Raw genomic sequence first — 26,152 nt, 5'->3', positions numbered from 1 at the left:
ACCTATTTCGCGTTGATATCCAGGAGACCCGCCGCGACCGCTGGAGCCAGGCCTGGCGCCAGTGGCAGACGAGGAATGACCAGGCAGTGCAGCAGATGGTAAATATCTTGCTTGCCGTCCCACACTTTGGTGGTCACTTTGTTATCGGCGTCCAGCTCTTGCCACCAGGAACCATTTTCATAGTCCATCAGGTACTTAATGCAGTAGTCCCACCATTTCTGATACCACTCTTCATACTGGCTATCGCCCGTCAGGGTGTAGAGGGCGTAGGCCGTACCCATCGCTTCCACAATCGGCCAGCGCACGCGTTCACGTACGATAGGTTTACCGTCCCAGTCGACTGAGTAGACAAAGCCGTCTGCGCCATCTGGCGCCCAGGCGTCGCGGATAGTGGCATGGAACAGACCTTTCGCGTCTTCCAGCAGCCAGGCGGGTGGCGTTTCGAAGCGGGCCTCCAGCGCAGCATGGAGATGGAGCATCAGACGGCCCCACTCAATCCAGTGACCTGGCGTACCGCCGTAGGCGCGGAAACGGTGGGCAGGATTATCTTTGTTGTAGTCGCGGATAGGGTTCCACTGTGAATCGAAGTGTTCATTGACGCGGTAATCACCGTTGCGCGCCACATCATGAATAATTACCGACGCGATACGTAGCGCGCGATCCAGCCATTTTTTGTCATGGGTAACGTCATAAACAATCAGGAACGCTTCGACGGCGTGCATATTGGCGTTGCCGCCACGGTAGTCTTCGGTTTTGCTAAAGGCTTCATCCCAGGACTCCAGGCACATCTGCTCTTCTTCACTCCAGAAGTATTTCTCAATCACTTCTATGGTGTAATCCAGCAATTTCTTGGCTTCAGGATGCCCGGTCGTGACGGCGCTGGCCGCGCCCAGCAGGGCGAAGAAGTGTTGATAACCCTGCTTAGAGGCATCCACCACGCCCTGATCGTTAACGCAGGCATACCAGCCGCCGTATTTTTTATCGCGCAGCGCGCCGTTCATGGCTTTGATACCGTGATCGACCAGATCATAAGCGCCCGGTCGGCCCATCGACGCCGCCACGGAATAAACGTGCAGCATACGCGCCGTGATCCAAAGATGGGTGCCCATCTCTTCTTTGATTTGCCCTTTATTTCCCAGCCAGCCGAAGCCTGTCGGCACCGCGGCGTTTTTACCGAAATTAAAGATGCGGTCGGTTTCCTGCTCCAGCCAGCGGTTGTGGCTCAACGTGTTAAACCATTTCATTCTTTCATCCTCGTATTAACGACGTTTCGCCATCATTTCATCGACGATCTCGCCCAGACGTTGCAACTTAGGCGCGGAAACATCACGTAGCATCAGCTCGGTATCCGGTAGACCAATCACTGATGACCAGACCGCGCGTCCCGCCAGGAACCCGGATGCGCCAGCTTCCATGGCGACCCTGACCGCGCGAGGGAACAGTTTTTCGTCCACACCGGAAGAGAGGATGACCCACGGCATATTGATATGCCCATTCAGGCGTTGTGAGGCGGTAAGAAGATCGGAACGCGCGCCTTTGCCGTAGAGCGGCATTTCAACTTTGTAAAGATCGGCGCCGCTGTCGCCCAGCTCTTTGGCCGCATCGATAATCGCCTGCTCGCGATCGAACTTGTCGCCGCAGCGCGGCGGGCGTACAACCGGTTCGATAATGCTCAGCAAACCATTGGAGTGACATAATTCATTGAATTCTTTGACCATATCCAGACGCTGCTGCGCGTCTTCGTCGCTGCGCCACAGCACCAACAGTTTTAAGGCTTTCGCGCCATCCCGTTTTACCGCCTGCGCATTAATTTTTTTATCAATGACAACGTTATCAACGGGAATACCGTTGCCCGGGATGAAATCATCCGCCGCGACGATCATGGCGCAGCTTTTAGCGACCGCGTTTTGTTCTACGGCCTGGCGATAACAGAACTGCTGATCCAGCAGAACGGCAGAGGCATACGGGGAAAGAATTTTCGCCGCATTCACTTTGAAATCCGTCAGCACGCTATCGGCAACGGGTGTTTTCGCACCAGCAGCAGCAAACATTAAACGCATCGCCTCGCGCTGATCGACAGCCAGCATGGCAAACCCGCCGGACGCTCGCGTAATGTCTTTGATGGTGTAGTTGTTCATTCAATTTTCCTTTATACAGTCGTTACTTTTTTACGTTGGCGGTCAGCCCGGCGCTGATGCGCACCTGTTCCAGGATGGCGCTCCAGTCTTCCCGACCGCGGCCTGCGGCCCGCGCCAGGTTATAAACTTCCCGGGAGGCGGCACCGAGCGGCATCGGTACGTGCAGTTGATTGGCGACATCCAACGCGATGCCAAGATCTTTGTGCGCCAGATCGATCATGAAGGCGGGAGACAGATCCCCTTTCATCACTTTATTCGGCCAGGTGGTGGTGAAATGCCCTTTGCCTGCGGCAGTGCCGCTCATCACTTTTAAAGCCACGTCGAAGGAAAGCCCCAGCGCTTCACACAGCACGGCGGCTTCGGCGGAGAGCGCATTTAGCGCAATACTCATGTAGTTGTTGATCAGTTTTACGCGAATACCCATTCCCGGGCCGCCGGTGTTGACCAGCTCATTACCCATCGCCATCAGAACAGGGGTAGCGCGCTCTACTTGCTCCGCCGTACCGCCTGCCAGCAGCAACAATGTGCCGGTAATCGCGTTGTCGGATGTCCGGCCTACCGGCACATCCATCATGCTGAACCCTTTGCTCTGCATGTCGGCAATCAGCTTATCGGTTTGCAACGGATGAATAGTGGACATATCAATGACCAGCGCTTCACGGGAAAGGGTTTCACAAACGCCTTGCTCGCCAAACAAAACGGAACGAACCAGATCGCCGTTCGGGAGCATGGTGATAACAAATTCAGCGCCGATGGTTGCCTGAGCCGGGCTGCTTGCAGGTTGCGCGCCTTTGTCTACCAGACGCTGTACGGCGTCGGGATTAACATCGAAGACGCTGAGTTGATGGCCCTGCTTTAGCAGATTGCTCGCCATAGGAGAGCCCATCTGTCCCAACCCGATAAATGCTATAACTGCCATATCGTTCTCCTGAACACGGTGGTGTCATTTTTTGTCATTAATGAGCCTTTTTCTGTCTGTTTGTGATCGTATTTGTAATTTATAGTCAAAAAATTGACAGCCGTCACTTTTTAAACATTTCGTGAAATTAAAATGAGCACATCGAAAATGCTTGAGGAATGACCATGGTTCGTATTGCTTGTGTAGGTATTACCGTGATGGATCGCATCTATTACGTGGAAGGATTACCGACAGAAGGGGGTAAATATGTGGCGAAGCGCTATACGGAAGTGGGCGGCGGGCCTGCGGCGACCGCTGCCGTGGCTGCGGCGAAATTGGGCGCGCAGGTGGACTTTATTGGCCGTGTGGGCGATGACGACACCGGAAACAGCCTGCTGGCGGAACTGGAATCCCTGGGGGTAAATACCCGCTATACCCGCCGCTACACGCAGGCCAGGTCGTCGCAGTCAGCGATTATGGTGGATGCCAAAGGAGAGCGGATTATCGTTAATTATCCCAGCCCGGATTTATTGCCTGACGCCGGCTGGCTTAACGACATCGATTTTTCGCAGTGGGATGTGGTGTTGGCGGATGTGCGCTGGCATGACGGCGCAAAACAGGCGTTTACGCTGGCGCGTCAGGCTGGCGTCATGACTGTTCTTGATGGCGATATTACGCCGCAGGATATTAGCGAGCTGGTGGCGTTAAGCGACCACGCCGCCTTCTCCGAGCCAGGGCTGGCACGCCTGACGGGGATGAGCGAAGCCATTGATGCGCTAAAAAAAGCACAAATGCTCACAAATGGACATGTCTATGTCACGCGAGGCAGTGAAGGCTGCAACTGGTTGGAAAAAGCGGCGGTACGCCACCAACCGGGTTTTACCGTGGAGGTGGTGGATACTACCGGCGCGGGCGATGTTTTTCATGGCGCACTGGCATTTGGCCTGGCAAGAGGATACGCCATCGAAGAGGCTGTCAGATTCGCCAGCGGCGTTGCCGCGCTGAAGTGTACGCGCCCAGGTGGCCGGGCGGGTATCCCTGATTGTGAGCAAACCCGATCTTTCTTGTCACTTTTTGTATAATATGAGCAGTAGGAAGCTTTTAGAGGAATGCTCATGAGTCTTACCGAACTGACCGGTAATCCGCGACACGATCGGCTGTTAATGCTAATTGATGAGCGCGGCTATATGAATATCGATGAGTTAGCCAGTTTGTTGGAGGTCTCTACCCAGACGGTTCGCCGCGATATTCGTAAATTAAGCGAGCAGGGGCTGATTACGCGTCATCACGGCGGCGCCGGCAGAGCGTCCAGTGTGGTCAATACCGCCTTTGAGCAGCGAGAGGTCTCCTGGACGCAAGAGAAAAAAGCCATTGCGGAAGCCGTGGCTGACTATATTCCGGATGGCTCCACGATATTTATCACGATTGGAACGACGGTTGAGCAGGTGGCGCGCGCGCTGCTCAACCATAATCATCTGCGCATTATCACCAATAGCCTGCGCGTCGCGCACATTCTTTATAATAACCCTCGCTTTGAAGTGATGGTGCCTGGCGGCACGCTGCGCCCGCATAATAGCGGCATTATCGGGCCATCCGCGGCGGCGTTTGTGGCGGGGTTCCGGGCTGACTATCTCGTCACCAGCGTAGGCGCGATAGAGAGCGATGGCGCGTTACTGGAGTTTGATGTCAACGAAGCCAGCGTAGTGAAAACCATGATGGCCCACTCGCGACATATTCTGCTGGCCGCCGATCATACGAAATACCATGCTTCTGCGGCGGTTGAGATCGGCAATGTGTCACAGATTACCGCTCTGTTTACGGACGAGTATCCCGGTCCGGCATTACAGAATTTACTTCAATCCCAGCAAATCGAAGTGGTTCAGGTGAGTCCTTCGCTGGACGACGCCGTTTCAGCGTGACAAGCGCCCTTGCGCCGGAGGGTCGCGTCAGCGCTTTATCCGGCCAATAAAACGGCGCTGTGATGCAGGCGATATTGGGCATCGTCTGCGTTTCTATTGTCTTTTTGTTAATTGATTTATAAAGGGATACATAGTCAAACTTCTCCTTTCCCGCTACAGTTATTCATCCCCGGTTAGCAAGGAGAATGACATGCTCTACATCTTTGATTTAGGTAATGTGATTGTCGACATCGACTTTAACCGCGTATTAGGTGTGTGGAGCGATCTGAGTCGAGTACCGCTGGCTTCGCTGAAGCAAAAATTTACGATGGGCGAGACTTTTCACCAACATGAACGCGGTGAGATAACGGACGAAGCGTTTGCTGAAGCTTTCTGTCATGAAATGGCGTTATCGCTCAGTTATGAACAATTTGCGCACGGCTGGCAGGCGGTATTTGTCGGATTACGGCCCGAAGTGATTGCTATCATGCATAAACTGCGCGAGCAGGGGCATCGCGTGGTGGTGCTATCCAATACTAACCGACTGCATACCCACTTCTGGCCGGAGGAATACCCGGAGGTGCGCGCTGCCGCCGACCATATCTATTTATCGCAGGATTTGGGAATGCGTAAGCCGGAAGCGCGTATTTATCAGCACGTCCTGCAGAAAGAAGGTTTTTCCGCTGCCGATGCGGTCTTTTTCGACGACAATGCCGATAATATAGAAGGGGCCAACCAGTTGGGGATCACCAGCATTCTGGTGAAGGATAAAGCCACCATCCCTGACTACTTCGCGAAGCTGTTATGCTAAAAACCGTTCACCAAAAAGCTGGACGCCATACGCGCCCTGTTCGGGCCTGGCTCAAGCTATTATGGCAGCGTATCGATGAGGATAATATGACGACTCTGGCGGGAAATCTCGCCTATGTCTCATTACTCTCCTTAGTACCGCTTATTGCCGTCGTTTTTGCCCTTTTCGCTGCTTTTCCGATGTTTTCTGATGTCAGCATTCAGTTACGCCATTTTATTTTTGCTAACTTTATGCCAGCCACCGGAGACGTGATTCAGCGCTATATTGAGCAGTTTGTCGCTAACTCCAACAAAATGACGGCGGTGGGCGCCTGTGGACTGATTGTGACGGCATTGCTGTTGATGTACGCCATTGATAGCGCCTTAAACACTATCTGGCGCAGCAAACGCACACGGCCAAAAGTGTACTCTTTTGCGGTGTACTGGATGATCCTCACGCTCGGCCCGCTTCTCGCTGGCGCCAGCCTGGCGATCAGCTCCTACCTGCTTTCTTTACGCTGGGCCAGCGATCTGAATACGGTCATCGACAATGTATTGCGCATCCTTCCGCTGCTGCTCTCGTGGATCTCATTCTGGTTACTTTACAGTATTGTCCCAACAACTCGCGTACCGAACCGTGACGCCCTTGTCGGCGCGTTTGTCGCAGCGTTGCTGTTCGAGGCCGGGAAGAAAGGTTTCGCGCTTTATATCACCATGTTCCCGTCATATCAGCTCATTTATGGCGTACTGGCAGTGATCCCTATCCTGTTTGTCTGGGTATACTGGACCTGGTGTATAGTCTTGCTTGGCGCAGAAATAACTGTCACTCTCGGGGAATACCGAAAACTCAAACAAGCCGCAGAACAAGAAGAAGCTGACCAACCATGATTGCATTAATTCAACGCGTAACCCGTGCCAGCGTCACCGTGGAGGATGAGGTGACGGGTGAAATCGGCCCAGGACTTTTGGTGTTATTGGGTGTCGAAAAAGAAGATGACGAACAAAAAGCGAATCGTCTGTGCGAGCGCGTGCTGGGATACCGTATCTTCAGCGATGCTGACGGCAAGATGAATCTGAATGTACAACAGGCTGGCGGCAGCGTGCTGGTGGTGTCGCAGTTTACGCTGGCGGCAGATACCGAGCGCGGTATGCGACCAAGCTTTTCCGGCGGGGCTGCGCCGGATCGCGCGCAGGCGCTTTATGAATATTTTGTTGAACGCTGCCGCCAGCAGGCGATAAACACGCAAACCGGACGCTTCGCTGCCGATATGCAGGTTGAGCTGGTTAATGACGGTCCCGTGACATTCTGGCTCCAGGTATGAGTCAGCTTCCGGCGTGGCCGCGGATAACAAGAGAGAGTACGGCTATGTATCACCTTCGAGTTCCGCAAACAGAAGAAGAATTAGAACGTTACTACCAGTTTCGCTGGGAGATGCTGCGTAAACCGCTGCACCAGCCGAAAGGGTCGGAACGGGATGGCTGGGATGCGTTGGCGCACCATCAAATGGTGGTGGACGAAGAAGGAAACTTAGTTGCAGTGGGCCGCCTGTATATCAATGCAGATAACGAGGCGTCTATTCGTTTTATGGCTGTACATCCCTCGGTACAGGATAAAGGGCTGGGGACATTAATGGCGATGACTCTGGAGTCTGTTGCCCGCCAGGAAGGCGTTAAGCGCGTCACCTGCAGCGCGCGCGAAGATGCGGTTGAGTTCTTTGCCAAACTCGGATTTGTCAATCAGGGGGAGATTACTACGCCCACAACCACGCCAATCCGCCATTTTCTGATGATTAAACCGGTAGCATCGCTGGATGATATCCTGCATCGCGGCGACTGGTGCGGGCAGCTTCAGCAGGCCTGGTATGAGCACATTCCATTGAGCGAAAAGATGGGGGTGCGCATTCAGCAGTACACCGGGCAAAAATTTATTACCACGATGCCGGAAACCGGTAATCAAAATCCGCATCACACGGTGTTTGCCGGCAGCCTGTTCTCCCTGGCGACGCTGACCGGATGGGGACTTATCTGGCTGATGCTCCGTGAACGCCACCTGGGCGGGACGATTATTCTTGCTGACGCCCATATTCGCTACAGTAAACCGATTAGCGGAAAGCCAAACGCCGTGGCTGATTTGGGGTCGCTAAGCGGTGATTTGGACAGGCTGGCGCGGGGTAAAAAAGCGCGTGTCCAGTTGCAGGTTGAACTGTTGGGCGGCGAGACCGCTGGGGCAATTTTCGAAGGCATTTATATCGTACTACCTGCGAAACCGTTCGGCCCGTATGAAGAGGGCGGCAACGAGGAGGAGTAGCTGGACATATCCAACTACTCGATGAAGGCATCCGCTGGTAGTTTAAAGCGTTGTGTAAGCGCTTTAATATGATTAACCGTTAGTGCTCTGCGGCCATTTAAGATGTTGCTGACGTTCGATTTAGAACCAAGTTCGTTGGCAAGATCTGCTGCTTTGAGACCGTATTGATCCATGAGCGTTCGCAATACTGAAACGCCAGGGGGCGTTTTCTCCAGGTGTTGGTTGAGTGCTTTGAATTCCGGCGCATGTTTTTCGTATTCACTGATTCGGGCACAGAGCAATTCAAATAGTGGGTTTTCAAGATCGTCGTGGTCGACCAGAAACTCCACTAGCGCTAGTGCCCTGCGATACTCATTGTCATTTCGGTCTTCCCCCATCAGTGGGACGCTTTTTACCGCATCGCTGAAGGTATCAACGATCTTTTTTGCGCTGGTTGCATCCATCTGACGATGAGTTCTCATTCTTTATTACCCCGATAATATGCGGTCAGTTTGTCATATTCGGCATGGGAAACGATATGTTTCACAAATATCTTATGTAACCTGAAATCTATGTAGGAAATGAGTCTCAGGCTGTTACCAGAAACATCAATCACCCACCATTTATCTCTGTACTTAAAATTATCCAGTGAAGGAATATACCGCTTCATCTCTTCAGGCTGAGTGAATGTTTTTTTCTCAAGAACATTCAGCAACTCAGTGAGGGCAAGCTCATGGTTTGGATACATGAGCATCGCTTCATTGAACGGTTTTCGGCTGATAACATGCACAATGTAGTTCCATTACAAAGTTTTCAACCTGAAAACAATTTAGCGCAACGTTATCCAGTTTTCAAGTTGAAAACAAAATTGAATTTTAGGTCATTTTGCCTGTTGATGGACTTACAACACGCCAGGCCACATCTCGCATGGCGCTTCGTGCCGTCTTGCTCACGCCGCCCAATTGGAAAAAACCGTGGATAACGCCGAGATAGCGCTGGCAAGTACACGCCACGCCCTGGTCGTTCAGACGGTGATATAGCGCTTCGCCTTCATCACGCAGTGGGTCGAACTCTGCGGTGAGGATATGCACCGGCGGTAAACCGGCAAAATCTTCACGCCATATCGGACTGGCTTCCGGGTGACGGAGGTCGGTACCCTGGAGATACATTTCGAAGCCTGATAGTAGTGTGTCGCGGGTGATGATGTAGTCTTGCCCGTTGCTGGCATAGCTGGGGAAACTGGCAGTAGCGTCAAGCATCGGGTAGATCAACAGCAGCTTCGCCGGAGACCAGTGGGCGGTGGATTTCAGGCGTAGCGCGCTGACCAATGCCAAGTGCCCGCCTGCGCTGTCGCCAGCAAGCGTGATACGTTCACGATCGATGCCTAACTGCTCCGCGTATTGATGGACGATATTGGCCCCGCGTTCAGCGTCGTCATGAGCCGCAGGGAAGGTGTGTTCTGGCGCAAGACGATACTGAATGGCAATCACCTTACAGCCGCTTTTCCAGGCCAGTTGCCGTAGCTGGGGGTCATGAGTCAGAAAGCCGCCGCTAACAAAACAGCCGCCGTGATAGTAGAGGATACAGGGTAGAGAACCGGATGCGTTTGGCGGCGAAACGACGCGAAATGTCATCCCTTCCAGCACGATATCTTCCGAACTCACCCGAATTTCTTTCTCACCCGCCAGCGACGTGCTGGCAATATAACCCGCTCTCCGGTCATCAATATTCTGCTCTCGTGAAGAGGGACGGCCCGCGGCGATAAACCCAGCGACCAGTTCGGCAATTCCTTTTTCCAGTGGCATATAACGCTCCTTTGACTGTATGTATGTACAGTTTATAACCTGGTTCGTTGGGGATGGAAAGTGGTGAAACGAGGGGATGATGATTCTGGATAGAGGTTCGCAAAAAATGGAATGCGGTTGGCGCTGGGTTTTTAATTTTTGTACTGTGAAACGATGATGCTATACGCCATTGACGTATAGATTATTTTCACTACTATAAGCCAATGGCGTATGGAATATGCAATTTATAGAAACGGAACTCTTTACTGAAGATGTTAAAAAACTGCTCGATGATGATGAATACCATAAGCTTCAGGTTTTTATGGCTCAGCATCCAGATTGTGGTGATGTCATTCAGGAAACGGGCGGCCTGAGAAAAATGCGCTGGGGAGCGCGAGGCAAAGGAAAGCGTAGTGGCGTGCGAATTATCTATTTTCACCGTAGTCAACGGTATGAGATTCGCTTGCTTCTGATTTATCAAAAAGGCATTAAAGATGATCTCACGCCGCAGGAAAAAGCGGTACTTCGTATGCTGAATGAGAGGTGGTAGATGGATAAAGTGTTATTTGAGCGATTAACTCAAAGTATGTCTCAAATGAATGAAATCATTGAAGGGACCCGTGAGCCTTCTCGTACCTTTCATATTGATGCAATGAAGATTAAAGAAATACGGCAGGCATCTGGGTTGTCGCAATCTAAGTTTGCAGAACTGATTTCGGTCAACGTGGATACGCTGCGCAACTGGGAGCAAGGAAGACGCTCACCGACAGGGCCAGCCAAAGCATTACTTCGCGCCATTGCCAACGACCCGAGAAACGTTATACAAGCATTGCGTTATTGAGCAATGATCCGGCTAACGTAGATTGCTAGCCGGTATACCAGAGAACTTATTCCCCTTCCCCCGGGAACAGGAACGGGTTGATGGAACTGCGGGCGAAGCCCTCCTGTTCCATGCGCGCGTCCAGCACCAGCGAGGCGAGGTCGTCGGCCACTGCTTCTACTTTCGGGTCTTTTTCCTGATACAGAATCTTCAGGTAAGTCCCGCAATCGCCGCAGCTTTCGGCTTTCACCGCAGCCTGCTCATTTTCCAGCGACCAGTAGTGTAAGTCGCGGCTCTGTTCGCAGTTACTGCATTTTACGCGCACGACATGCCATTCGGTTTCGCACAGGTTACAGTGCAGATAACGCAGCCCCTGCGTGGTGCCGATCTGCACCATGCTGGAGACCGGCATCGAACCGCACACCGGGCAATACTGGCGCGCTTCACCGTATTCCGCGCGGGCTTTGCCTGGGATCAAGCTGGCCATTTGCGCCCAGTAAAGGGAGAGCGCGGCCCAGATAAACGGGGCTTTATCGCTGCTGACGGAGGCAAAATCCGAGGCAAACAGCGCGCTGGCCATCTGCTCCAGCTCCTGCTCTGAGGCTTTCTCCAGGTTCTCAATCACCGCCAGCGCGGGGCCGCTCATCTCGGGTTTTAGCTCGGCAATTAACGAATGCAGCAGTTTTTGCCAGTGCTTATCACGCGGCAGCACGTGGATATCCAGCGGCGGCTTGCCCTGGTCGTTCGCTTCTTTAATACGTGCGGTCAGATCCATCTCCAGCGGATGGTCGTACAGCACCACTTCCTGTGCGTGCGCGATAAGCGCGGCAAAGCGCAGGTAATCGCCCAGCGGGTTATTTTCAGCCAGCTCGCGCAGACGTTCGGCGCGGCGGTTGTAGACGTTTTTGAGTCGGGGGAACAATAACGGCGGAATCATATCCGCCGTACGTTTCTCGCTCGACCCCAGCTCATCTTGCGGGATTATGCGAATACTCATTCAGTTTCTTTTTCCGTTGTCTTGCGGACTTCTCGGTACCAGCGCGGGTGATGTTTCTTCGCCCACGACCGGGTTACCCAGCCTTCCACCATCGCGGTAATGGTGCCTTTCACCCAAAGGGCGGCGTAGATATGCACCATGATAACCACAATTAACGCTACTGCGGCAAAAGAATGCAACATTAACGCGAATCGGATCACCGGGATTGAGAAAGCAGGCGCAAAGTACGGACGCCAGATAATTACCCCGCTCACCAGCAGCAGCACCAGGAAGATAATCGCCGCCCAGAATACGCATTTCTGACCGAAGTTATAACGCCCGGTGTCACCCACTTCCTCGTTGACGACGATCTTACGAATATTCTTCGCCCAAAAGATATCATCCCGATTGATTAGATTGTGGTGCCAATAACGGAAAAACATGATGATGAACGAGGCAAACATAACCACGCCCACAAACGGGTGCAGAATTCGCGCCAGTTGTGGGGTGCCCAGGATATGCATCAACCAGTTGAAGGATGGGAATAAAAAGCCCAGCCCGCTCACCGCCGCCAGCACGAAGCAGAAGGCGACGATCCAGTGGTTGATGCGTTCCGGCGCCGTATAGCGCACGATGGTGTCACGTCGTTTCATTTGCGCACCTCGTCTTTCTCTTCATGCAGGTTGTCATCTTCCTCTTCCGCGCGGTTCGGACCGACGCCGACATAGTGGAAGACGCTGGCGGCAAAGGTCGCGGCAAAACCGAACGCGGCGAGCGGTTTCCAGACGCCTTTCCAGAACTTAACGGTTTCGCTGATTTCCGGGTTTTCCGGCAGACCGTGATACAGATTCGGCTTGTCGGCATGATGCAGCACGTACATGACATGCGTACCGCCTACGCCCGCCGGATCGTACAGACCCGCGTTGTCATAACCACGGGTTTTCAGCTCGGCCACGCGCTCGCCCGCCAGCGTTTTCATCGCCTCTTTGGAGCCAAAGTGGATAGCGCCGGTTGGACAGGTCTTCACGCAGGCCGGTTCTTGCCCCACGGTCACGCGGTCGACGCACAGCGTACATTTATAGACGCGGTTGTCTTCCGGGTTGAGGCGCGGCACGTTGAACGGGCAGCCAGCGATACAGTAGCCGCAGCCGATACATTGCTCGGACTGGAAGTCGACAATACCGTTAGCGTACTGAATGATCGCCCCTTCCGCCGGACAGGCCTTCAGGCAGCCGGGATCGGCGCAGTGCATACAGCCATCCTTACGGATCAGCCACTCCAGTTTGTCGTTCTGTTCCACTTCCGAGAAGCGCATCACCGTCCAGGATTTCGCGGTTAAGTCCGCCGGGTTGTCATACACCCCGACGTTATTGCCCACTTCATCACGGATGTCGTTCCACTCGGAGCACGCCACCTGACACGCTTTACAGCCGATACAGGTGGTGACGTCGATGAGTTTCGCCACCTCTTCCTGGTGGTCCCGCGCCTGGGGCGCGGGGGTGAAACCGTTAGTGGCGGAACGACGAATGATGTCTTGCGATTGATAAGCCATAGGTCGTCTCCGTTACACCTTTTCCACGTTCACAAGGAAGGATTTAAACTCCGGCGTTTGCGTGTTCGCATCACCGACGAAAGGCGTTAACGTATTGGCGATAAAGCCTTTTTTCGCCACGCCTTCATAGCCCCAGTGAATAGGAATACCGATGGTATCGATATCCTTGCCGTCCGCTTTCAGCGTGCGAATACGCTTGGTCACCACCGCTTTGGCTTTGATATAGCCGCGGTTTGAGGAGACCTTCACGGTATCGCCATGCGCGATGCCGAGCTTATTCGCCAGCTTCTCGCCAATTTCCACAAACTGTTCCGGCTGGGCGATAGCGTTAAGCAACGCGTGCTTGGTCCAGTAGTGGAAGTGCTCGGTCAGACGGTAAGTGGTTCCGACATACGGGAACTTATCCGCTTTACCCAGCGCGTCGGCATCGTCTTTAAAGATACGGGCGGCAGGGTTAGAGATAACGTTCGGGTGCAGCGGGTTAGTGCCCAGCGGCGTTTCAAACGGCTCGTAGTGTTCCGGGAACGGCCCTTCCGCCATCTTATCGATGGCAAACAGGCGACCCATCCCTTCCGGCTGCATGATAAACGGTCCGACGTCGCTGCCGGGCGCGGCGGCGCTGTAGTCCGGAATATCCCATCCGGCCCATTTTCCGCCTTCCCATTTCAGTAGCTGACGTTTCGGGTCCCAGGGATTACCCTGCGGATCGGCGGAGGCGCGGTTATAGAGGATGCGGCGGTTAAGCGGCCATGCCCATGCCCAGCCCAGCGTGTTGCCGAGACCAGACGGGTCGGCGTTATCACGACGCGCCATCATGTTGCCTTCCGGCGTCCAGCTACCGGCGAAAATCCAGCAGCCGCTGGACGTCGTACCGTCATCGCGCAGTTGCGCGAACGAACTGAGCTGTTGACCTTTCTTCACCACCACCGCGCCGGTTGCCGGGTCGATAAGATCGGCCAGCGCTTTACCGTTACTTTCCATCGCCACTTCTTCAGAGGCGGGTTCGTATGGTTTGGTGTAGTTCCAGGTCATATTCAAAACCTGTTCCGGGTTGGCGCCGCCCTGTTCAGAGTACATCTTACGCAGGCGTAAGAAGATACCGGCGAGGATTTCGCCGTCGGTCATGGCAATTCCCGGGGCGTCCGCGCCCTTCCAGTGCCACTGTAACCAGCGACCGGAGTTAACGATGGAACCATTTTCCTCGGCAAAACAGGTGGAAGGCAGACGGAACACTTCGGTCTGGATTTTCGCGGGATCAACGTCGTTCGACTCACCGTGGTTTTGCCAGAAGGTGGACGTTTCGGTGTTGAGCGGATCGATAGTCACCAGGTACTTCAGTTTGGAAAGCGACGCGACCACTTTGTTTTTGTTCGGGAATGAGGCCACCGGGTTAAAGCCCTGGCAGATATAGCCGTTGACCTTACCCTGTTTCATCATCTCGAAGTACTGCAACACGTCGTAGCCTTTATCCCACTTCGGTAGCCAGTCGAAGCCCCAGCTATTTTCCGCTGTCGCTTTATCACCAAAGAAGGCCTTCATCATTGAGACGAAGAATTTCGGATAGTTGCCCCAGTAGTTGACCTGATCCTTCAACAATGGCTTCGGCGTATTGGCAGCCAGATAGGTTTGCAGGTCGGTCTGTTTTTCGCTCGGCAGCGTCAGGTAGCCCGGCAGACTTTGCGACAGCAGTCCTAAGTCGGTCAGTCCCTGAATATTGGAGTGACCGCGCAGGGCGTTAACGCCGCCGCCCGCCATCCCCATGTTACCGAGCAGAAGCTGGATCATCGCCATAGTACGGATGTTCTGCGCGCCGATGGAATGCTGCGTCCAGCCCAGCGCGTACAGGAACGACGCGGTTTTATCTTTTGCGCTGGTTTCTGCAATGTACTCGCACACTTTCAGGAAGTCCGCTTTCGGCGTACCGCAGATATTTTCTACCACGTCCGGCGTGTAGCGTGAGACATGCTGTTTCAACAGATTCCAGACACAGCGCGGGTGTTGCAGTGTCGTATCGCGTTTGGCAAAACCGTTTTCGTCCAGCTCATAGTGCCAACTGGTTTTATCGTACTGCCGCTTGTCTGCGTCGTAGCCGGTGAACAGACCATCATCGAAGCCAAAATCTTCACGCACGATCAGGCTGGCATTGGTATAGGCCTCGGTGTATTCACGGTTGTATTTTTCGTTGGTCAGCAGATACAGCATCACGCCTGACAAGAAGGCAATGTCAGTACCAGAGCGTATTGGCGCATAGAAATCGGCCACCGACGCGGTACGCGTAAAGCGCGGATCGATCACAATCAGCTTCGCGCCGTTGTGAATTTTGGCTTCCATCGCCCAGCGGAACCCGACCGGGTGAGCTTCTGCGGCGTTACCGCCCATCACCACGACGAGGTTGGCGTTCTTGATGTCGACCCAGTGGTTGGTCATCGCACCGCGACCAAATGTTGGAGCAAGACTTGCTACCGTTGGTCCGTGTCAGACACGCGCCTGGTTGTCGACCGCGAGCATACCCAGCGCGCGGGAGAATTTTTGCGTTAAATAACCCGTCTCGTTACTGGATGCGGAAGCGCACAGCATCCCGGTGGTGAGCCAGCGGTTAACGGTAACGCCTTCGGCGTTCTGCGCCTGATAGTTGGCGTCGCGATCTTCCTTCATCAGTTTAGCGATGCGGTCAAACGCTTCTTCCCAACTGATCTGTTGCCACTTATCTGAACCCGGCGCGCGGTATTGCGGGAATTTCAGGCGGCTTTCAGAGTGGATAAAGTCCACCAGACCGGCCCCTTTCGGGCACAGCGCGCCACGGCTTACCGGATGATCCGGGTCCCCTTCGATATGGAAAATAGATGCTTTGGCGTTTTTCGCACCGTCGCCGAGGCTGTACATCAACAGCCCGCAGCCAACGGAACAGTAGGTGCAGGTGTTACGGGTTTCGCGGGTGCGCAGCAGTTTATATTGCCGTGTTTCCGCTAGCGCTACGCCGGGCGCGAAGCCCAGTGCCGCCGCCGTGGTGCCTGCCATACCGCCAGCGCAGATCTTAAAGAACTGCCTTCTGCTGACCTGCATGGTTTGCTCCTTGTTTCGACATTGTCACTTCTCTTTCACATTTCTCTATCCGAAACGCTCAGGGAGTGGTTGTTATTTTTCTTTGCGGACGGGCCCGCAAAGGTTCAGAATTGGATAAATTTTCCTCCATCCGGGAGGAGTTGTAACAGAATACCATAATGTTGGTGTGTGTGTTCTTATATGGTTAAAAGAAAGTGAACAATATACTGTCTGAAGAAGTCCTAAATGTGACTGATTTCACAACCTCACGCCAGTTGGCTCTCTGGAAACGCGAGGATTTGCAGTCCCCCCAACTTGATGATGTTGCCGAGGAAGTGCCTGTGGCACTGGTGTATAACGGTATTTCGCATGTCGTTATGATGGCCTCTCCAAAAGATCTGACGCATTTTGCAATGGGGTTTTCTCTGTCGGAAGGGATCATTGACAGCCCGCGTGAAATCTATGGCATGGACGTTGTACCGTCCTGTAACGGACTTGAAGTGCAGATTGATCTTTCCAGCCGTCGATTTATGGGGCTGAAAGCGCGTCGTCGCGCGCTGGCCGGACGCACCGGTTGCGGCGTGTGTGGCGTGGAACAGCTCAATGACATCGGTAAGCCGGTGCAACCCCTGCCGTTTAGCCAAACGTTTAATCTCGGTAACCTTGATCGCGCGTTAAAACATCTGAATGATTTTCAACCGACGGGTAAGCTGACGGGTTGTACGCACGCTGCGGCGTGGGTCATGCCGTCGGGTGAACTGGCGGGGGGCCATGAAGATGTCGGACGCCACGTTGCGCTGGATAAACTGCTCGGCCGCCGCGCTACGGAAGGTGAGGAATGGCGGCAAGGCGCGGCGCTGGTTTCCAGTCGCGCGAGTTATGAAATGGTGCAGAAGTCGGCGATGTGCGGTGTAGAAATTTTGTTTGCGGTTTCTGCTGCCACCACGCTCGCGGTTGACGTCGCTGAACGGTGTAATCTTACGCTGGTGGGGTTCTGTAAGCCGGGTCGGGCGACGATTTATACCCATCCGCAGCGGTTAATCGCAGACTAAAATAGTACCCTCTACATTTGCGTAAAATATATATTATTAATTTAATATATATTTTATGTAGAATGATGGTGTATGAAATATATATTTTCTGGATTTTACAGCCTCTCTTAATAACGGAATGACGTATAGTGGCGAGGCCATATTTTCGTTAAAATAAGAGAACCCCAATGTAAATATACAAAAGGCAATTAAATGAAAAGGAATTTATTATCCTCAGCGATAATCATTGCGCTAATGACCCTGGGCGCAACAGGATGTGATGACAATAATGTTAAAACCGAGGCGACTCCGGCCGCCAGCGGTCAGCCTGCGACGCCAGCGCCTTCTCAGGCGCCGGAAACGCAATCTGGCGAAAGTCCAGCGCAGCCCCCAGCAGCGAAGCCAGAAACGGCAACTCAGACCCCGGCGGCGAAGCCAGAAACGCCAGCTCAGCCGGAGGTTGACGCTGAAGAAGTTTATAGTGAAAAAATGGATGTCTATATCGATTGTTTTAATAAACTTCAATTGCCCGTTCAGCACAGTCTGGCGCGTTACGCGGATTGGGTGAAAGACTTTAAAAAAGGTCCGACAGGGAAAGAGAGCCTGGTTTATGGCATTTATGGTATTACGGAGTCTTACATAACGAATTGCCAGAAAGAGATGAAACAGGTGGCCGCCTTAACGCCATTGCTTGAGCCTATTGATGGCGTTGCCGTTAGCTATATTGATAGCGCCGCCGCGCTGGGTAATACCATTAACGAAATGGAAAAATATTATACCCAGGAAAACTATAAAGATGATGCCTTTGCTAAAGGTAAGGCGCTGCATCAGACATTACTGAAGAATATTGAGGATTTTAAACCCGTCTCGGAAAAATATCATGAGGCTATTCAGGAAATAAATGACAAACGGCAATTGACACAGTTGAAGAAAATAGAAGAATCGGAAGGTAAAACATTTAACTATTATTCTCTGGCTGTCATGATTTCGGCAAAGCAGATCAACAAGGTTATTTCTGCCGATACCTTTGATGCCGAAGCGATGATGAAAAAAGTCGCGGAACTGGAAACAATGATTGCGCAATTGAAACAGTCGGATACTGATGGACGGAATTTTCCTTTCGTTAATTCTGCGGCGGATTATCAGCTAAAGGCTAAAAAATATATTCGTCGCATCAGGGACAATGTTCAGTATTCTGATTTTGAAAAGAAACGGGTGCAGGACCCTGCAACAGGATGGATGGTTGCGGATTCTTATCCGGCGTCGTTGAGAAGTTATAACGAGATGGTGGATGATTATAATCGCCTGCGTTGAGTGACGGCACATTAACTGCGTGCAGGCTGGCGCAAGCGCCTATAAAATTACGCTATAACGCCAATAAAAAGCGCCGATCAGGCGCTTTTTTCGTTCATGTATTCTTCATCAGGCAATATCTGTAAAAATAGCTGACGTAAACATTAACTAAAGAGAGTTATTAGAAAAACCAGTAATCTGAAGCTATCACAAGATGTTGACGTCAGGCTGGAAGGTACTGGTAGTGTAATTGAGGATCGGCATTCATATGGAAAGCATTTATCCCGCCTGATGCGAAAATTCTGGGCCTCTTCAGCATAGGGCGGCCCAGCCTTCATCACTTATAGGGTGTCACGCCCAACTGTTCTGTAAGACGTTAATTAATACCCGCCAGCCGCAGCAGTGCTGTCACTACCGCAGCGGCGATAATCACCACAATAAGCGGCATTTTACGCCAGGCTAAAAATACGGCGAAGCCAACCCCAAGAACGCGCGCCATTCCGGCAAAATGTTCGCCTTCGTAAAAGGTGGTTGCCAGCGCGACGGAGAATAGCAGCACCGTTGCCGCATCCGAGAGCAGCGCCTGTGAACGCTCAGACAGCGCCAGACGGCTGCCAAGTTTCGCGCCGCCGAGGCGCATCAAATAGGTTCCCGCAGATAAAAGAGCAATACCGATAATAAATAGCGTCATATTGCCCATTATTTTTTCCTCGCCAGTAGGCCAAGCAGCGAAAGCAACACCGGCAATCCGGCAGCCACAAAGGGAACGGCGGCAAGCGACAGCGCGGCGCCGCTGCAACCACGAATCAATGTGGTGCGGTTTTTAAACGCCGGGATCACCAGCGCCAGTAAGATTGCCGGGAATACGGCATCCAGACCGATGGTTTCTGGGGCCGGGAGCAGTTTGCCGACACCTGCGCCAATCAGTGTGCCAATCGGCCAGAATAGGGCGACGCCCAGACCGCATAGCCAGTAGGCGGCTTTACGTTGTTCGGGTGTTTTTTGCGACAGGCCGAACACCACGCTCTCATCATTCATAATATGGCAGCCGAAAAAGCTGGCGGCGCGGGTGCCAACCAAATCGCGCACCGTTACGCCAAACGGCACGTGGCGCGCATTCACCAGCAGTCCTGCCGCCGCCGCCGCTAACGGATTGCCGCCGCTGGCAACAATGCCGATAAACATAAATTCGGACGCGCCCGCCAGCACAAAAATAGAGAGGACAAACGGCACCCACAGTGGGAAGCCGTAGGCCATCGCCAGTGAGCCATAGGACATGCCGACGACGCCCACGGCCAGGCACACTAAAAATATCGCTTTTATCGTGTCTCCCTTGAGACAGGAAAAATAGTGTTTCATCTTCTTTAGTCATATCGAACGAATTTTCATTATAATGAACGGAACAGATTTGCTTTACAAGACGAACATTTCGTTCGTTATAGTGAACGTTGGATGCTTTATGACACAACCTATTAGCGTCATTGCCAGAAGCCTGGTGCGCGAACGCCAGCGAACCGGACTGTCGCTGGCGGAGATTGCGCGGCGCGCAGGCATCGCTAAATCTACGCTTTCACAACTGGAAGCAGGGAACGGCAACCCCAGCCTGGAGACGTTATGGTCGCTATGCGTCGCGCTCGACATTCCCTTTGCCAGGCTGCTGGAGCCGCAGGTACAAAAAACGCAAGTGATTCGCCGCGGAGAAGGCACCAAAGTCGTGGCGGAGCAGGCGCATTATCAGGCGATATTACTGGCGGCGTGTCCACCCGGCGCGCGGCGTGATATCTATCTGCTGTTGACGCAGCCGGGGGCCGACCGGATCTCTCACCCGCATCCGCCGGGGTCGGTGGAACATATTATTGTTACGCAGGGAAAAGCCCTCGTCGGCTTAACCGAGGCGCCGGAAGAGCTGGCGGAGGGCGATTACATTTGTTATCCCGGCGACCAGGCGCATATCTTTAAAGCGCTGGAACCGGATACACAGGCTATCCTGGTAGCGGAGCAGAATTGAAATTGCCGGATGGCGGCGTAACCGCCTTATCCGGCCGACAAAAAATAAAACCGTAGGCCCGGTAAGCTTGCGCCACCGGGCACACGACTTACTGCAGATAGAACACCTCTTTTAGCTCTGCGCTGACCGGGCTGTTATCCGGATTCGCGGGCATAACGTCACGCATATGTTTCCACCAACGCTGGCAAACGTCGGTGCTGGCAACGGCGTTCCAGCGCTCCTCGGATTCAATCTCAACGGTGGCGAACAGCAGATTGCGCTCCTGATCGAGATAAATCGCGTAGTGATGCGCGCCGTGAGATTTTAATACAGCTTCCAGCTCCGGCCAGATTGGGTTATGACGACGCTGATACTCCTCGTGCGCGTCGGCATTTACCTGCATCACAAAGGCTTTGCGGATCATAACGCCTCCAGGTACAGCTCGCGAACTTCATCGCGGCTGGCGGTGCGCGGGTTACACGGCGCGCACGGGTCGGCGAGGGCTTTATCCAGCCAGCCTTCGATATCTTCTTTTGTGACGCCCAGCTTGCTGAAACCTTCTGGAATGCCGACGCGTTTGCTCAGCGTACGGATAGCGTTAATCGCTTCCTGACTTGCGGCTTCGTCAGACATACCGCGCGTCTCCACGCCCATCGCCTGTGCGATGCGGGCAAAACGCGCGACGGCGTTCGGACGGTTAAAGTTCTCGACAATTGGCAGCAGGATAGCGTTGCAGACGCCGTGCGGCAGATTGTGGGTTGCGCCCGGCTGGTGCGCCAGCGCGTGAACCAGCCCCAAACCGGCGCTGTTGAACGCCATACCCGCCAGGTACTGGCCGAATGCCATTTGCTCACGGGCTTCGAGGTTATGACCATCGTCAACCGCTTTCGGTAGCCACACATTGATTAAGCGAATCGCTTCCAGCGCGTTAGCGTCGGTGAGCGGATGCGCGCCAACGGAGACATAGGCTTCCACCGCATGGGTCAGGGCATCCATGCCGGTTGCGGCGGTCACAGAAGCCGGGATTTCCAGCATGACGCTGGCGTCATCCACGGCAATATCCGGGATGATATTCGGGTCGATGATCACCTCTTTGACCTTACGGGCAGAGTCGATAATCACCGCGTTGCTGGTCATCTCGGCCGCGGTACCTGCCGTAGTATTAATCGCTACCAGCGGTACGCCGGCGTTTTTCACTTTGCCGACGCCGGAGTAGGCGGTAGATGGACCTGGGTTGGCGGTCAGAATTTTCACCGCTTTAGCGGTATCGATCGGGCTGCCGCCGCCGAAGGCGATAATGTAGTCACATTCTGCGCTCTGATACGCCGCAAAACCTTTCTGCACCAGCTCTTCTGTCGGGTTTGGGAACACCTCATCAAACAGGTGGTAAGACATTTGATGTTCATCCAGTGCGCTAAACAGGCTATCCAGCAGGCCCAGCTTTACCAGTTGACCATCGGTAACGATCAGCGCTTTGCCCCATTGCTTATTCGCCACGAGGTTCACCATATCGGCAATCGCTCCAGCGCCATGCAGGCTAATTTTTGGCAGTGCCAACATAAAGCTCATCACTATTCTCCTTAAAAAAATTCCCTGTTGCCCGATGGTGCTACGCTTATCGGGCCTACGGTAAAATGCGCACCGACCTGTAGGCCGGATAAGGCAAGCTGCATCCGGCGTTGAGTTGGGAGGTATCAGTACAGCGCTACGGCGCTGGCCAGCGGTGTCACGCCAAAACGTTTGCCGAGGGCGACCAGTTCTTCGCGCGTGATGGTCTGCTTCATACCGCCCATCGAATAGATTTTGACTAATACCTCAGCGGATTTCTCTGCGGTATCTATCAAACCGAAGGTTTCATCCAGCGTAGGTCCGCTTCCGAACACGCCGTGGAACGGCCACAGTACCAGCGAATGTTTCTGCATTTCTTGCGCGGTGGCCTGGCCGATTTCATCGGTGCCTGGCACCATCCACGGCAGAATGCCGACACCGTCCGGGAATACCACCAGGCATTCGGTGCTGCCTTCCCACAGTTTGCGGGTGATCAGCGCAGTGTTGTTTTCCAGTACGTAGGTGAGGGCGATCAGGTTAGTCGCATGGCAATGCATAATGACGCGGTCTTTGCCGTGGGTGGCTTTGATGCGTTCGCAGTGAGAGAGGAAATGCGCCGGGAGTTCAGAGGTGGGTACCGCGTCGTGGGTTAAGCCCCACAGAATGTGGTAGCCTGCGCCGTCGCTGTCGATTTTGACCACGCCTAAATTGGCTGCCGGATCGAGCTGCACGTTGCGGAAGAATTTGCCGGAACCGGTAACGATAAACGGCGTATTCGCCAGCAGCGGCATGGGTTGACTTAGCGCGATATAGCGCGGTTTTTCGTGGAAATTAGCCGCAAAAGGCGCGATATCGGTTTCATCCAGACGCAGCGTCAGGTTACCGCCATTACGTTCGTCCCACCCTTTCAGCCACGCATCAGACGTGGCTTTAATCATGCCCTGGACAAACCAGGAATCGGTAATATTTTGCATGTTCGTGTTCCCATTCATTGCCCGAAGGTTATTCGGGTCTTACGTAGGCCGGATAAGCGCAGTGCCATCCGGCAATCGTGTTTCATTTATTGCCGGATGGTGACGCGGGCGTCTTATCCGGCCTACAGATCAGGTGTCGCTGTCAGCTACGTTTGCTCAGGATCTCTTTTTCATAGACGCGAACGCTGTCCAGCCACTGGCTGCCAGCCGGCGTGCCGTGACGCTGGCAATACATTTCCCAGACGGCCTGCCACGGCAGAGATTTCTGCTCTTCCAGCAGCGCCAGACGCGCGGTGTAATCGCCGCTGGCTTCAAGCTGACGCAGTTGATCTGTGGGTTCCAGCAGAGCGCGCAGCAGCGCTTTTTTCATGTTGCGGGTACCGATAACCCACGCGGCGACACGGTTGATAGAGGCGTCGAAGAAATCCAGGCCGATATGCACACGGTCGAACAGGTTATGACGGACGATCTCGCTGGCAATTGCCTGGGTTTCATCGTCCAGGAGCACCACGTGGTCGCTATCCCAGCGTACCGGGCGGCTGACGTGCAGCAGCAGCCGTGGCACGTAGAGCATGGCGGCGGAAATTTTGTCGGAAATCACTTCAGTGGGATGGAAGTGGCCCGCATCCAGGCACAGCGCGGTCTGACGGCTGGTGGCGTAGCCCATGTAGAACTCATTGGAGCCGACGGTGTAGCTTTCCGCGCCGATGCCAAACAGTTTGCTTTCGACGGCGTCGATGTGGTGCGCCGGGTCGAATTTCTCGCTAATGACCTCATCCAGCGCTTCCAGCAGGCGCTGGCGCGGGGCTAAACGGTCGACGGTAATGTCTTTCATGCCGTCCGGGATCCAGATGTTCATCACCGACGGCGTACCGAGCTGCTCACCAAAGTATGCCGAGACGCGGCGGCTGGCCTTGCAGTGATCGATCCAGAACTGGCGAATTTTCGCGTCTGGATGAGAGAGGGTAAAACCGTCAGCGCTCAGTGGATGAGAAAAACAGGTGGGGTTGAAATCCAGCCCCAGCCGGTTCGCTTTCGCCCACTCCACCCAGTTTTTAAAATGCTCCGGTTTGATCTGGTCGCGGGCAACCGGCGTATCCGACTCAAGGTAGATAGCGTGCAGGTTCAGCCGTTTTGGGCCTGGGATCAGGCGCAGCGCCTGTTCCAGATCGGCGCGCAGTTCGGTGGCGTTACGCGCTTTGCCCGGATAGTTGCCGGTTGACTGAATTCCGCCCGTCAGCGAACCTTCCGGGTTCTCGAATCCGGCAACATCGTCGCCCTGCCAGCAGTGCATGGAAACCGGCAGGCGATCGAGCTGGCGCAGCGCCTCCTCGACATCAATACCTACTGCGGCGAAACGTTGTTTTGCCAGTTCCCAGGCTTGTTCCAGTTGAGTGGTCATGCGCAAAGCTCCTTTGTCTGTCGTTTGGGTTGAAACTGCGCAACGTGGCGGGCAATTTCACTATCAGGATTAGGGATATAGGTTGTCAGGTCGTAGTTAGCGCTGACGACCTGACGGAAGTCATCGACGTTGTTTAATTCGTCGAGGGTCATAAGCTGAATACCAATATTGCCAAGGGTGGAGGCTTCAACCGGCCCGGCCATCACGCGAATACCACATGCATCGGCGCACAACTGGTTGAGTAGCGCGTTTTGGCATCCGCCGCCGACAATATGCAGTTGGGTAAATTTTTCACCGCGCAGATTTGCCAGTTCGTGCAGAATGTCGGCATACAACAGCGCCAGACTGTCGAAAATGCAGCGCGCCAGTTCGGCATCGCTGACGGGAACGGGCTGGTCGGTCTCGCGACAGGCGGCCTGGATTTCAGCGCGCATATCGTCAGGATTGATAAAGCGATCGTCATTCGGGTTAATCAGGAAACGGCAGGCCGGCAGCGCTTCTGTTTGGGCAATAAGCGCAGGCAGATCGGTAATGCGCCGTTCTTTCAGCACACGCTGGAGCAGCCACAAACCCATAATGTTTTTCAGTACCCGATAACGCCCTTCTGCGCCGCCTTCGTTGGTGATATTGGCAGCCAGCGCCTCGTCAGTGGTGTAGGGCATTTTGCTTTCAAAACCCATCAACGACCAGGTGCCTGAAGACAGGTAAGCGCTATGTTTATTTGCCAGCGGAGAGGCAATAACGGCGCTGGCGGTATCGTGGCTGGCGACGGCTACCACCGGAATACGGTTGCCCTGCGGGCAAATCCAGTCGCCGATAACATTGCCAGGGTGCGAGGGGCGGCCGAACCAGCCCTTTTTCGCGCCAGTCCACGCCAGCAGGGTATCGTCCCAGTCATCGGTATTGATATTGACCAATTGGGTGGTCGTGGCGTTGGTGTATTCCCAGTTCATTTCACCGGTCAGGCGGTAGCTGAAATAATCGGGCATCAGCAGCGCATGAGCGACCTGCGCCGTTAACTCAGGCTGTTGCTTCGTCAGCGCGCGTAACTGATAGATGGTGTTAAACGGCAGAAACTGAATCCCGCTGCGGCGATAGATTTCGCTTTTGCCGATCTGGACCAGCGCTTGCGACATGATGCCCGTGGTACGGTTATCGCGGTAGGATACCGGCAGGCCGACACGCTGACCTTGTTTATCCAGCAGGACATAATCGACGCCCCAGGTGTCGATGCCGATGCTGTCGATAAGAATGCCTTCATTGCAGACTTTCTTCAGACCAAGACGGATATCCTTTTCCAGACTGTCGATGTCCCAGGTGTCAAACCCGTCTGTTTTTTGTAGGCAGTTCACAAAACGGTGAATTTCACGTAGCGTCAGGGTACGGTGTTTGCTGTCGTAACGCGCCAGCATCACGCGCCCGCTGGATGCGCCGAGATCAACCGCGACACAATGGCGAAAAGTCATAATCAGGTCCTTCTTAGAGTCATTGCGCACAGTCTAAAAAAGCCCTCAAAGACCTACCTTCTCGTTACTGACAGGAAAATGAGCCGCTGGCAACAAGGCAAAGATGAACGTGATAGCGTTCACAGTTTCTACTAATAGGCCGGTGTGATGTCGTCCGCATTTCCCGCTTTTTCCCGCCTTTTCTTGAAAAAAAGACCATGTTTGCGCGCTTTAGCGTCAAAAATTTAAGGTGAGGCCGATAGCCCTTAATTACTATTCGGACATGTT

Annotated in this window: 28 protein-coding genes; 11 read left to right on the top strand and 17 right to left on the bottom strand. The window is 53.7% G+C overall.

Annotated features, from left to right (window positions below; genetic code table 11):
• Positions 1–2: 2 nt before the first annotated feature.
• The 3 genes from yihS to yihU are packed head-to-tail and all read right to left on the bottom strand — an operon-like array spanning position 3 to position 3,057.
• Positions 3–1,244, bottom strand: a complete 1,242-nt coding sequence (gene yihS, locus ACLJRE_RS20350) for a sulfoquinovose isomerase (RefSeq protein ID WP_023207329.1) — start codon at positions 1,242–1,244, stop codon at positions 3–5.
• A gap of 15 nt (positions 1,245–1,259) precedes the next feature.
• A complete protein-coding gene (yihT, locus tag ACLJRE_RS20345) occupies positions 1,260–2,138 on the bottom strand; it encodes a sulfofructosephosphate aldolase (protein WP_001067413.1) in 879 nt (292 codons plus the stop codon).
• A gap of 22 nt (positions 2,139–2,160) precedes the next feature.
• Positions 2,161–3,057: a sulfolactaldehyde 3-reductase gene (gene yihU / locus ACLJRE_RS20340; RefSeq protein WP_000268248.1), complete on the bottom strand. Its 897-nt coding sequence runs from the start codon at positions 3,055–3,057 to the stop codon at positions 2,161–2,163.
• Between the two features lie 164 nt (positions 3,058–3,221).
• Here yihU and ACLJRE_RS20335 point away from each other — a divergent pair, with 164 nt between their 5' ends.
• From ACLJRE_RS20335 to fabY, 6 genes are all read left to right on the top strand, one after another.
• On the top strand, positions 3,222–4,118 hold the full coding sequence (locus ACLJRE_RS20335; protein WP_023212205.1) for a sugar kinase: 897 nt from the start codon (positions 3,222–3,224) through the stop codon (positions 4,116–4,118).
• A 33-nt stretch (positions 4,119–4,151) separates the two neighbouring features.
• Entirely contained in the window at positions 4,152–4,955 is an 804-nt protein-coding gene (locus tag ACLJRE_RS20330; RefSeq protein ID WP_000059693.1) for a DeoR/GlpR family DNA-binding transcription regulator, read from the top strand.
• Positions 4,956–5,145: 190 nt separating this feature from the next.
• The gene (gene yihX / locus ACLJRE_RS20325) at positions 5,146–5,745 is read left to right on the top strand and encodes a glucose-1-phosphatase (protein WP_000965695.1); all 600 of its coding nucleotides are present in this window, start codon (positions 5,146–5,148) and stop codon (positions 5,743–5,745) included.
• Positions 5,739–6,611, top strand: a complete 873-nt coding sequence (locus tag ACLJRE_RS20320) for a virulence factor BrkB family protein (RefSeq protein WP_000921423.1) — start codon at positions 5,739–5,741, stop codon at positions 6,609–6,611. Before yihX ends, ACLJRE_RS20320 begins: the two co-directional genes overlap by 7 nt.
• On the top strand, positions 6,608–7,045 hold the full coding sequence (gene dtd / locus ACLJRE_RS20315; protein WP_000560969.1) for a D-aminoacyl-tRNA deacylase: 438 nt from the start codon (positions 6,608–6,610) through the stop codon (positions 7,043–7,045). Before ACLJRE_RS20320 ends, dtd begins: the two co-directional genes overlap by 4 nt.
• Positions 7,046–7,089: 44 nt before the next feature.
• Positions 7,090–8,031 (top strand): fatty acid biosynthesis protein FabY, encoded by a 942-nt coding sequence (fabY, locus tag ACLJRE_RS20310; protein WP_001518251.1) that lies wholly within the window; start codon positions 7,090–7,092, stop codon positions 8,029–8,031.
• 14 nt (positions 8,032–8,045) lie between these two features.
• On the opposite strand, the gene ACLJRE_RS20305 is transcribed toward fabY, so the two are convergent.
• The 3 genes from ACLJRE_RS20305 to ACLJRE_RS20295 form a co-directional block, all read right to left on the bottom strand.
• Positions 8,046–8,492 (bottom strand): type II toxin-antitoxin system HigA family antitoxin, encoded by a 447-nt coding sequence (locus ACLJRE_RS20305; RefSeq protein ID WP_001259009.1) that lies wholly within the window; start codon positions 8,490–8,492, stop codon positions 8,046–8,048.
• A complete protein-coding gene (locus ACLJRE_RS20300) occupies positions 8,489–8,800 on the bottom strand; it encodes a type II toxin-antitoxin system HigB family toxin (protein WP_000558166.1) in 312 nt (103 codons plus the stop codon). The genes ACLJRE_RS20305 and ACLJRE_RS20300 overlap by 4 nt, the downstream gene beginning before the upstream one ends.
• A gap of 85 nt (positions 8,801–8,885) precedes the next feature.
• Positions 8,886–9,815, bottom strand: a complete 930-nt coding sequence (locus ACLJRE_RS20295) for an alpha/beta hydrolase (protein WP_023207327.1) — start codon at positions 9,813–9,815, stop codon at positions 8,886–8,888.
• A 217-nt stretch (positions 9,816–10,032) separates the two neighbouring features.
• Here ACLJRE_RS20295 and ACLJRE_RS20290 point away from each other — a divergent pair, with 217 nt between their 5' ends.
• Together ACLJRE_RS20290 and ACLJRE_RS20285 are read left to right on the top strand one after the other, a co-directional pair.
• On the top strand, positions 10,033–10,344 hold the full coding sequence (locus ACLJRE_RS20290) for a cytotoxic translational repressor of toxin-antitoxin stability system (RefSeq protein ID WP_001159630.1): 312 nt from the start codon (positions 10,033–10,035) through the stop codon (positions 10,342–10,344).
• Positions 10,345–10,635: a helix-turn-helix domain-containing protein gene (locus ACLJRE_RS20285; RefSeq protein ID WP_000362050.1), complete on the top strand. Its 291-nt coding sequence runs from the start codon at positions 10,345–10,347 to the stop codon at positions 10,633–10,635.
• Positions 10,636–10,681: 46 nt separating this feature from the next.
• On the opposite strand, the gene fdhE is transcribed toward ACLJRE_RS20285, so the two are convergent.
• From fdhE to fdnG, 4 genes are read right to left on the bottom strand one after another with little or no spacing between them, the layout of a single operon-like run.
• Positions 10,682–11,611 (bottom strand): formate dehydrogenase accessory protein FdhE, encoded by a 930-nt coding sequence (gene fdhE, locus ACLJRE_RS20280; protein ID WP_000027730.1) that lies wholly within the window; start codon positions 11,609–11,611, stop codon positions 10,682–10,684.
• Positions 11,608–12,243 (bottom strand): formate dehydrogenase cytochrome b556 subunit, encoded by a 636-nt coding sequence (gene fdoI, locus ACLJRE_RS20275; RefSeq protein ID WP_000829025.1) that lies wholly within the window; start codon positions 12,241–12,243, stop codon positions 11,608–11,610. Before fdoI ends, fdhE begins: the two co-directional genes overlap by 4 nt.
• A complete protein-coding gene (gene fdxH / locus ACLJRE_RS20270) occupies positions 12,240–13,142 on the bottom strand; it encodes a formate dehydrogenase subunit beta (protein WP_000331360.1) in 903 nt (300 codons plus the stop codon). The genes fdoI and fdxH overlap by 4 nt, the downstream gene beginning before the upstream one ends.
• 12 nt (positions 13,143–13,154) lie before the next feature.
• Positions 13,155–16,205 carry a formate dehydrogenase-N subunit alpha gene (gene fdnG, locus ACLJRE_RS20265; protein ID WP_077248424.1) on the bottom strand — a complete coding sequence of 1,017 codons (3,051 nt, stop codon included), beginning with the start codon at positions 16,203–16,205 and terminating at the stop codon, positions 13,155–13,157.
• 194 nt (positions 16,206–16,399) lie between these two features.
• On the opposite strand from fdnG, the gene fdhD reads away from it, so the two are divergent.
• Both fdhD and ACLJRE_RS20255 read left to right on the top strand, forming a co-directional pair.
• Positions 16,400–17,236, top strand: coding sequence for a formate dehydrogenase accessory sulfurtransferase FdhD (gene fdhD / locus ACLJRE_RS20260; protein ID WP_001059735.1), 837 nt, complete (start codon positions 16,400–16,402; stop codon positions 17,234–17,236).
• Between the two features lie 192 nt (positions 17,237–17,428).
• Positions 17,429–18,529: a YiiG family protein gene (locus ACLJRE_RS20255; protein WP_023212204.1), complete on the top strand. Its 1,101-nt coding sequence runs from the start codon at positions 17,429–17,431 to the stop codon at positions 18,527–18,529.
• A 355-nt stretch (positions 18,530–18,884) separates the two neighbouring features.
• Here ACLJRE_RS20255 and ACLJRE_RS20250 read toward each other — a convergent pair whose 3' ends face one another.
• Both ACLJRE_RS20250 and ACLJRE_RS20245 read right to left on the bottom strand, forming a co-directional pair.
• Entirely contained in the window at positions 18,885–19,208 is a 324-nt protein-coding gene (locus ACLJRE_RS20250) for an AzlD domain-containing protein (RefSeq protein ID WP_000527676.1), read from the bottom strand.
• Complete coding sequence (locus ACLJRE_RS20245) at positions 19,208–19,867, bottom strand: AzlC family ABC transporter permease (protein WP_000683586.1); 660 nt, start codon at positions 19,865–19,867, stop codon at positions 19,208–19,210. The genes ACLJRE_RS20250 and ACLJRE_RS20245 overlap by 1 nt, the downstream gene beginning before the upstream one ends.
• A gap of 100 nt (positions 19,868–19,967) precedes the next feature.
• Between ACLJRE_RS20245 and ACLJRE_RS20240 the strand changes: the two genes are divergently transcribed.
• A complete protein-coding gene (locus ACLJRE_RS20240) occupies positions 19,968–20,516 on the top strand; it encodes a helix-turn-helix domain-containing protein (RefSeq protein WP_001517951.1) in 549 nt (182 codons plus the stop codon).
• A gap of 88 nt (positions 20,517–20,604) precedes the next feature.
• Here the strand turns inward: ACLJRE_RS20240 and rhaM are convergent, their stop codons facing one another.
• The 5 genes from rhaM to rhaB form a co-directional block, all read right to left on the bottom strand.
• Positions 20,605–20,919: an L-rhamnose mutarotase gene (gene rhaM, locus ACLJRE_RS20235; RefSeq protein ID WP_000619478.1), complete on the bottom strand. Its 315-nt coding sequence runs from the start codon at positions 20,917–20,919 to the stop codon at positions 20,605–20,607.
• Positions 20,916–22,064, bottom strand: a complete 1,149-nt coding sequence (gene fucO / locus ACLJRE_RS20230; protein WP_000009253.1) for a lactaldehyde reductase — start codon at positions 22,062–22,064, stop codon at positions 20,916–20,918. Before fucO ends, rhaM begins: the two co-directional genes overlap by 4 nt.
• Positions 22,065–22,189: 125 nt before the next feature.
• Positions 22,190–23,017 (bottom strand): rhamnulose-1-phosphate aldolase, encoded by an 828-nt coding sequence (rhaD, locus tag ACLJRE_RS20225; RefSeq protein ID WP_001179696.1) that lies wholly within the window; start codon positions 23,015–23,017, stop codon positions 22,190–22,192.
• Positions 23,018–23,159: 142 nt separating this feature from the next.
• Positions 23,160–24,419 (bottom strand): L-rhamnose isomerase, encoded by a 1,260-nt coding sequence (rhaA, locus tag ACLJRE_RS20220; RefSeq protein ID WP_000211474.1) that lies wholly within the window; start codon positions 24,417–24,419, stop codon positions 23,160–23,162.
• Positions 24,416–25,885 carry a rhamnulokinase gene (gene rhaB / locus ACLJRE_RS20215; RefSeq protein ID WP_000143973.1) on the bottom strand — a complete coding sequence of 490 codons (1,470 nt, stop codon included), beginning with the start codon at positions 25,883–25,885 and terminating at the stop codon, positions 24,416–24,418. The genes rhaA and rhaB overlap by 4 nt, the downstream gene beginning before the upstream one ends.
• Positions 25,886–26,152: the final 267 nt, after the last annotated feature.

Source organism: Salmonella sp. SAL04157, assembly GCF_046551635.1.
Taxonomy (GTDB): domain Bacteria; phylum Pseudomonadota; class Gammaproteobacteria; order Enterobacterales; family Enterobacteriaceae; genus Salmonella; species Salmonella enterica.
The sequence above is the reverse complement of the archived record's forward strand: the minus strand, read 5'-3'. Positions and strand labels throughout refer to the sequence as shown.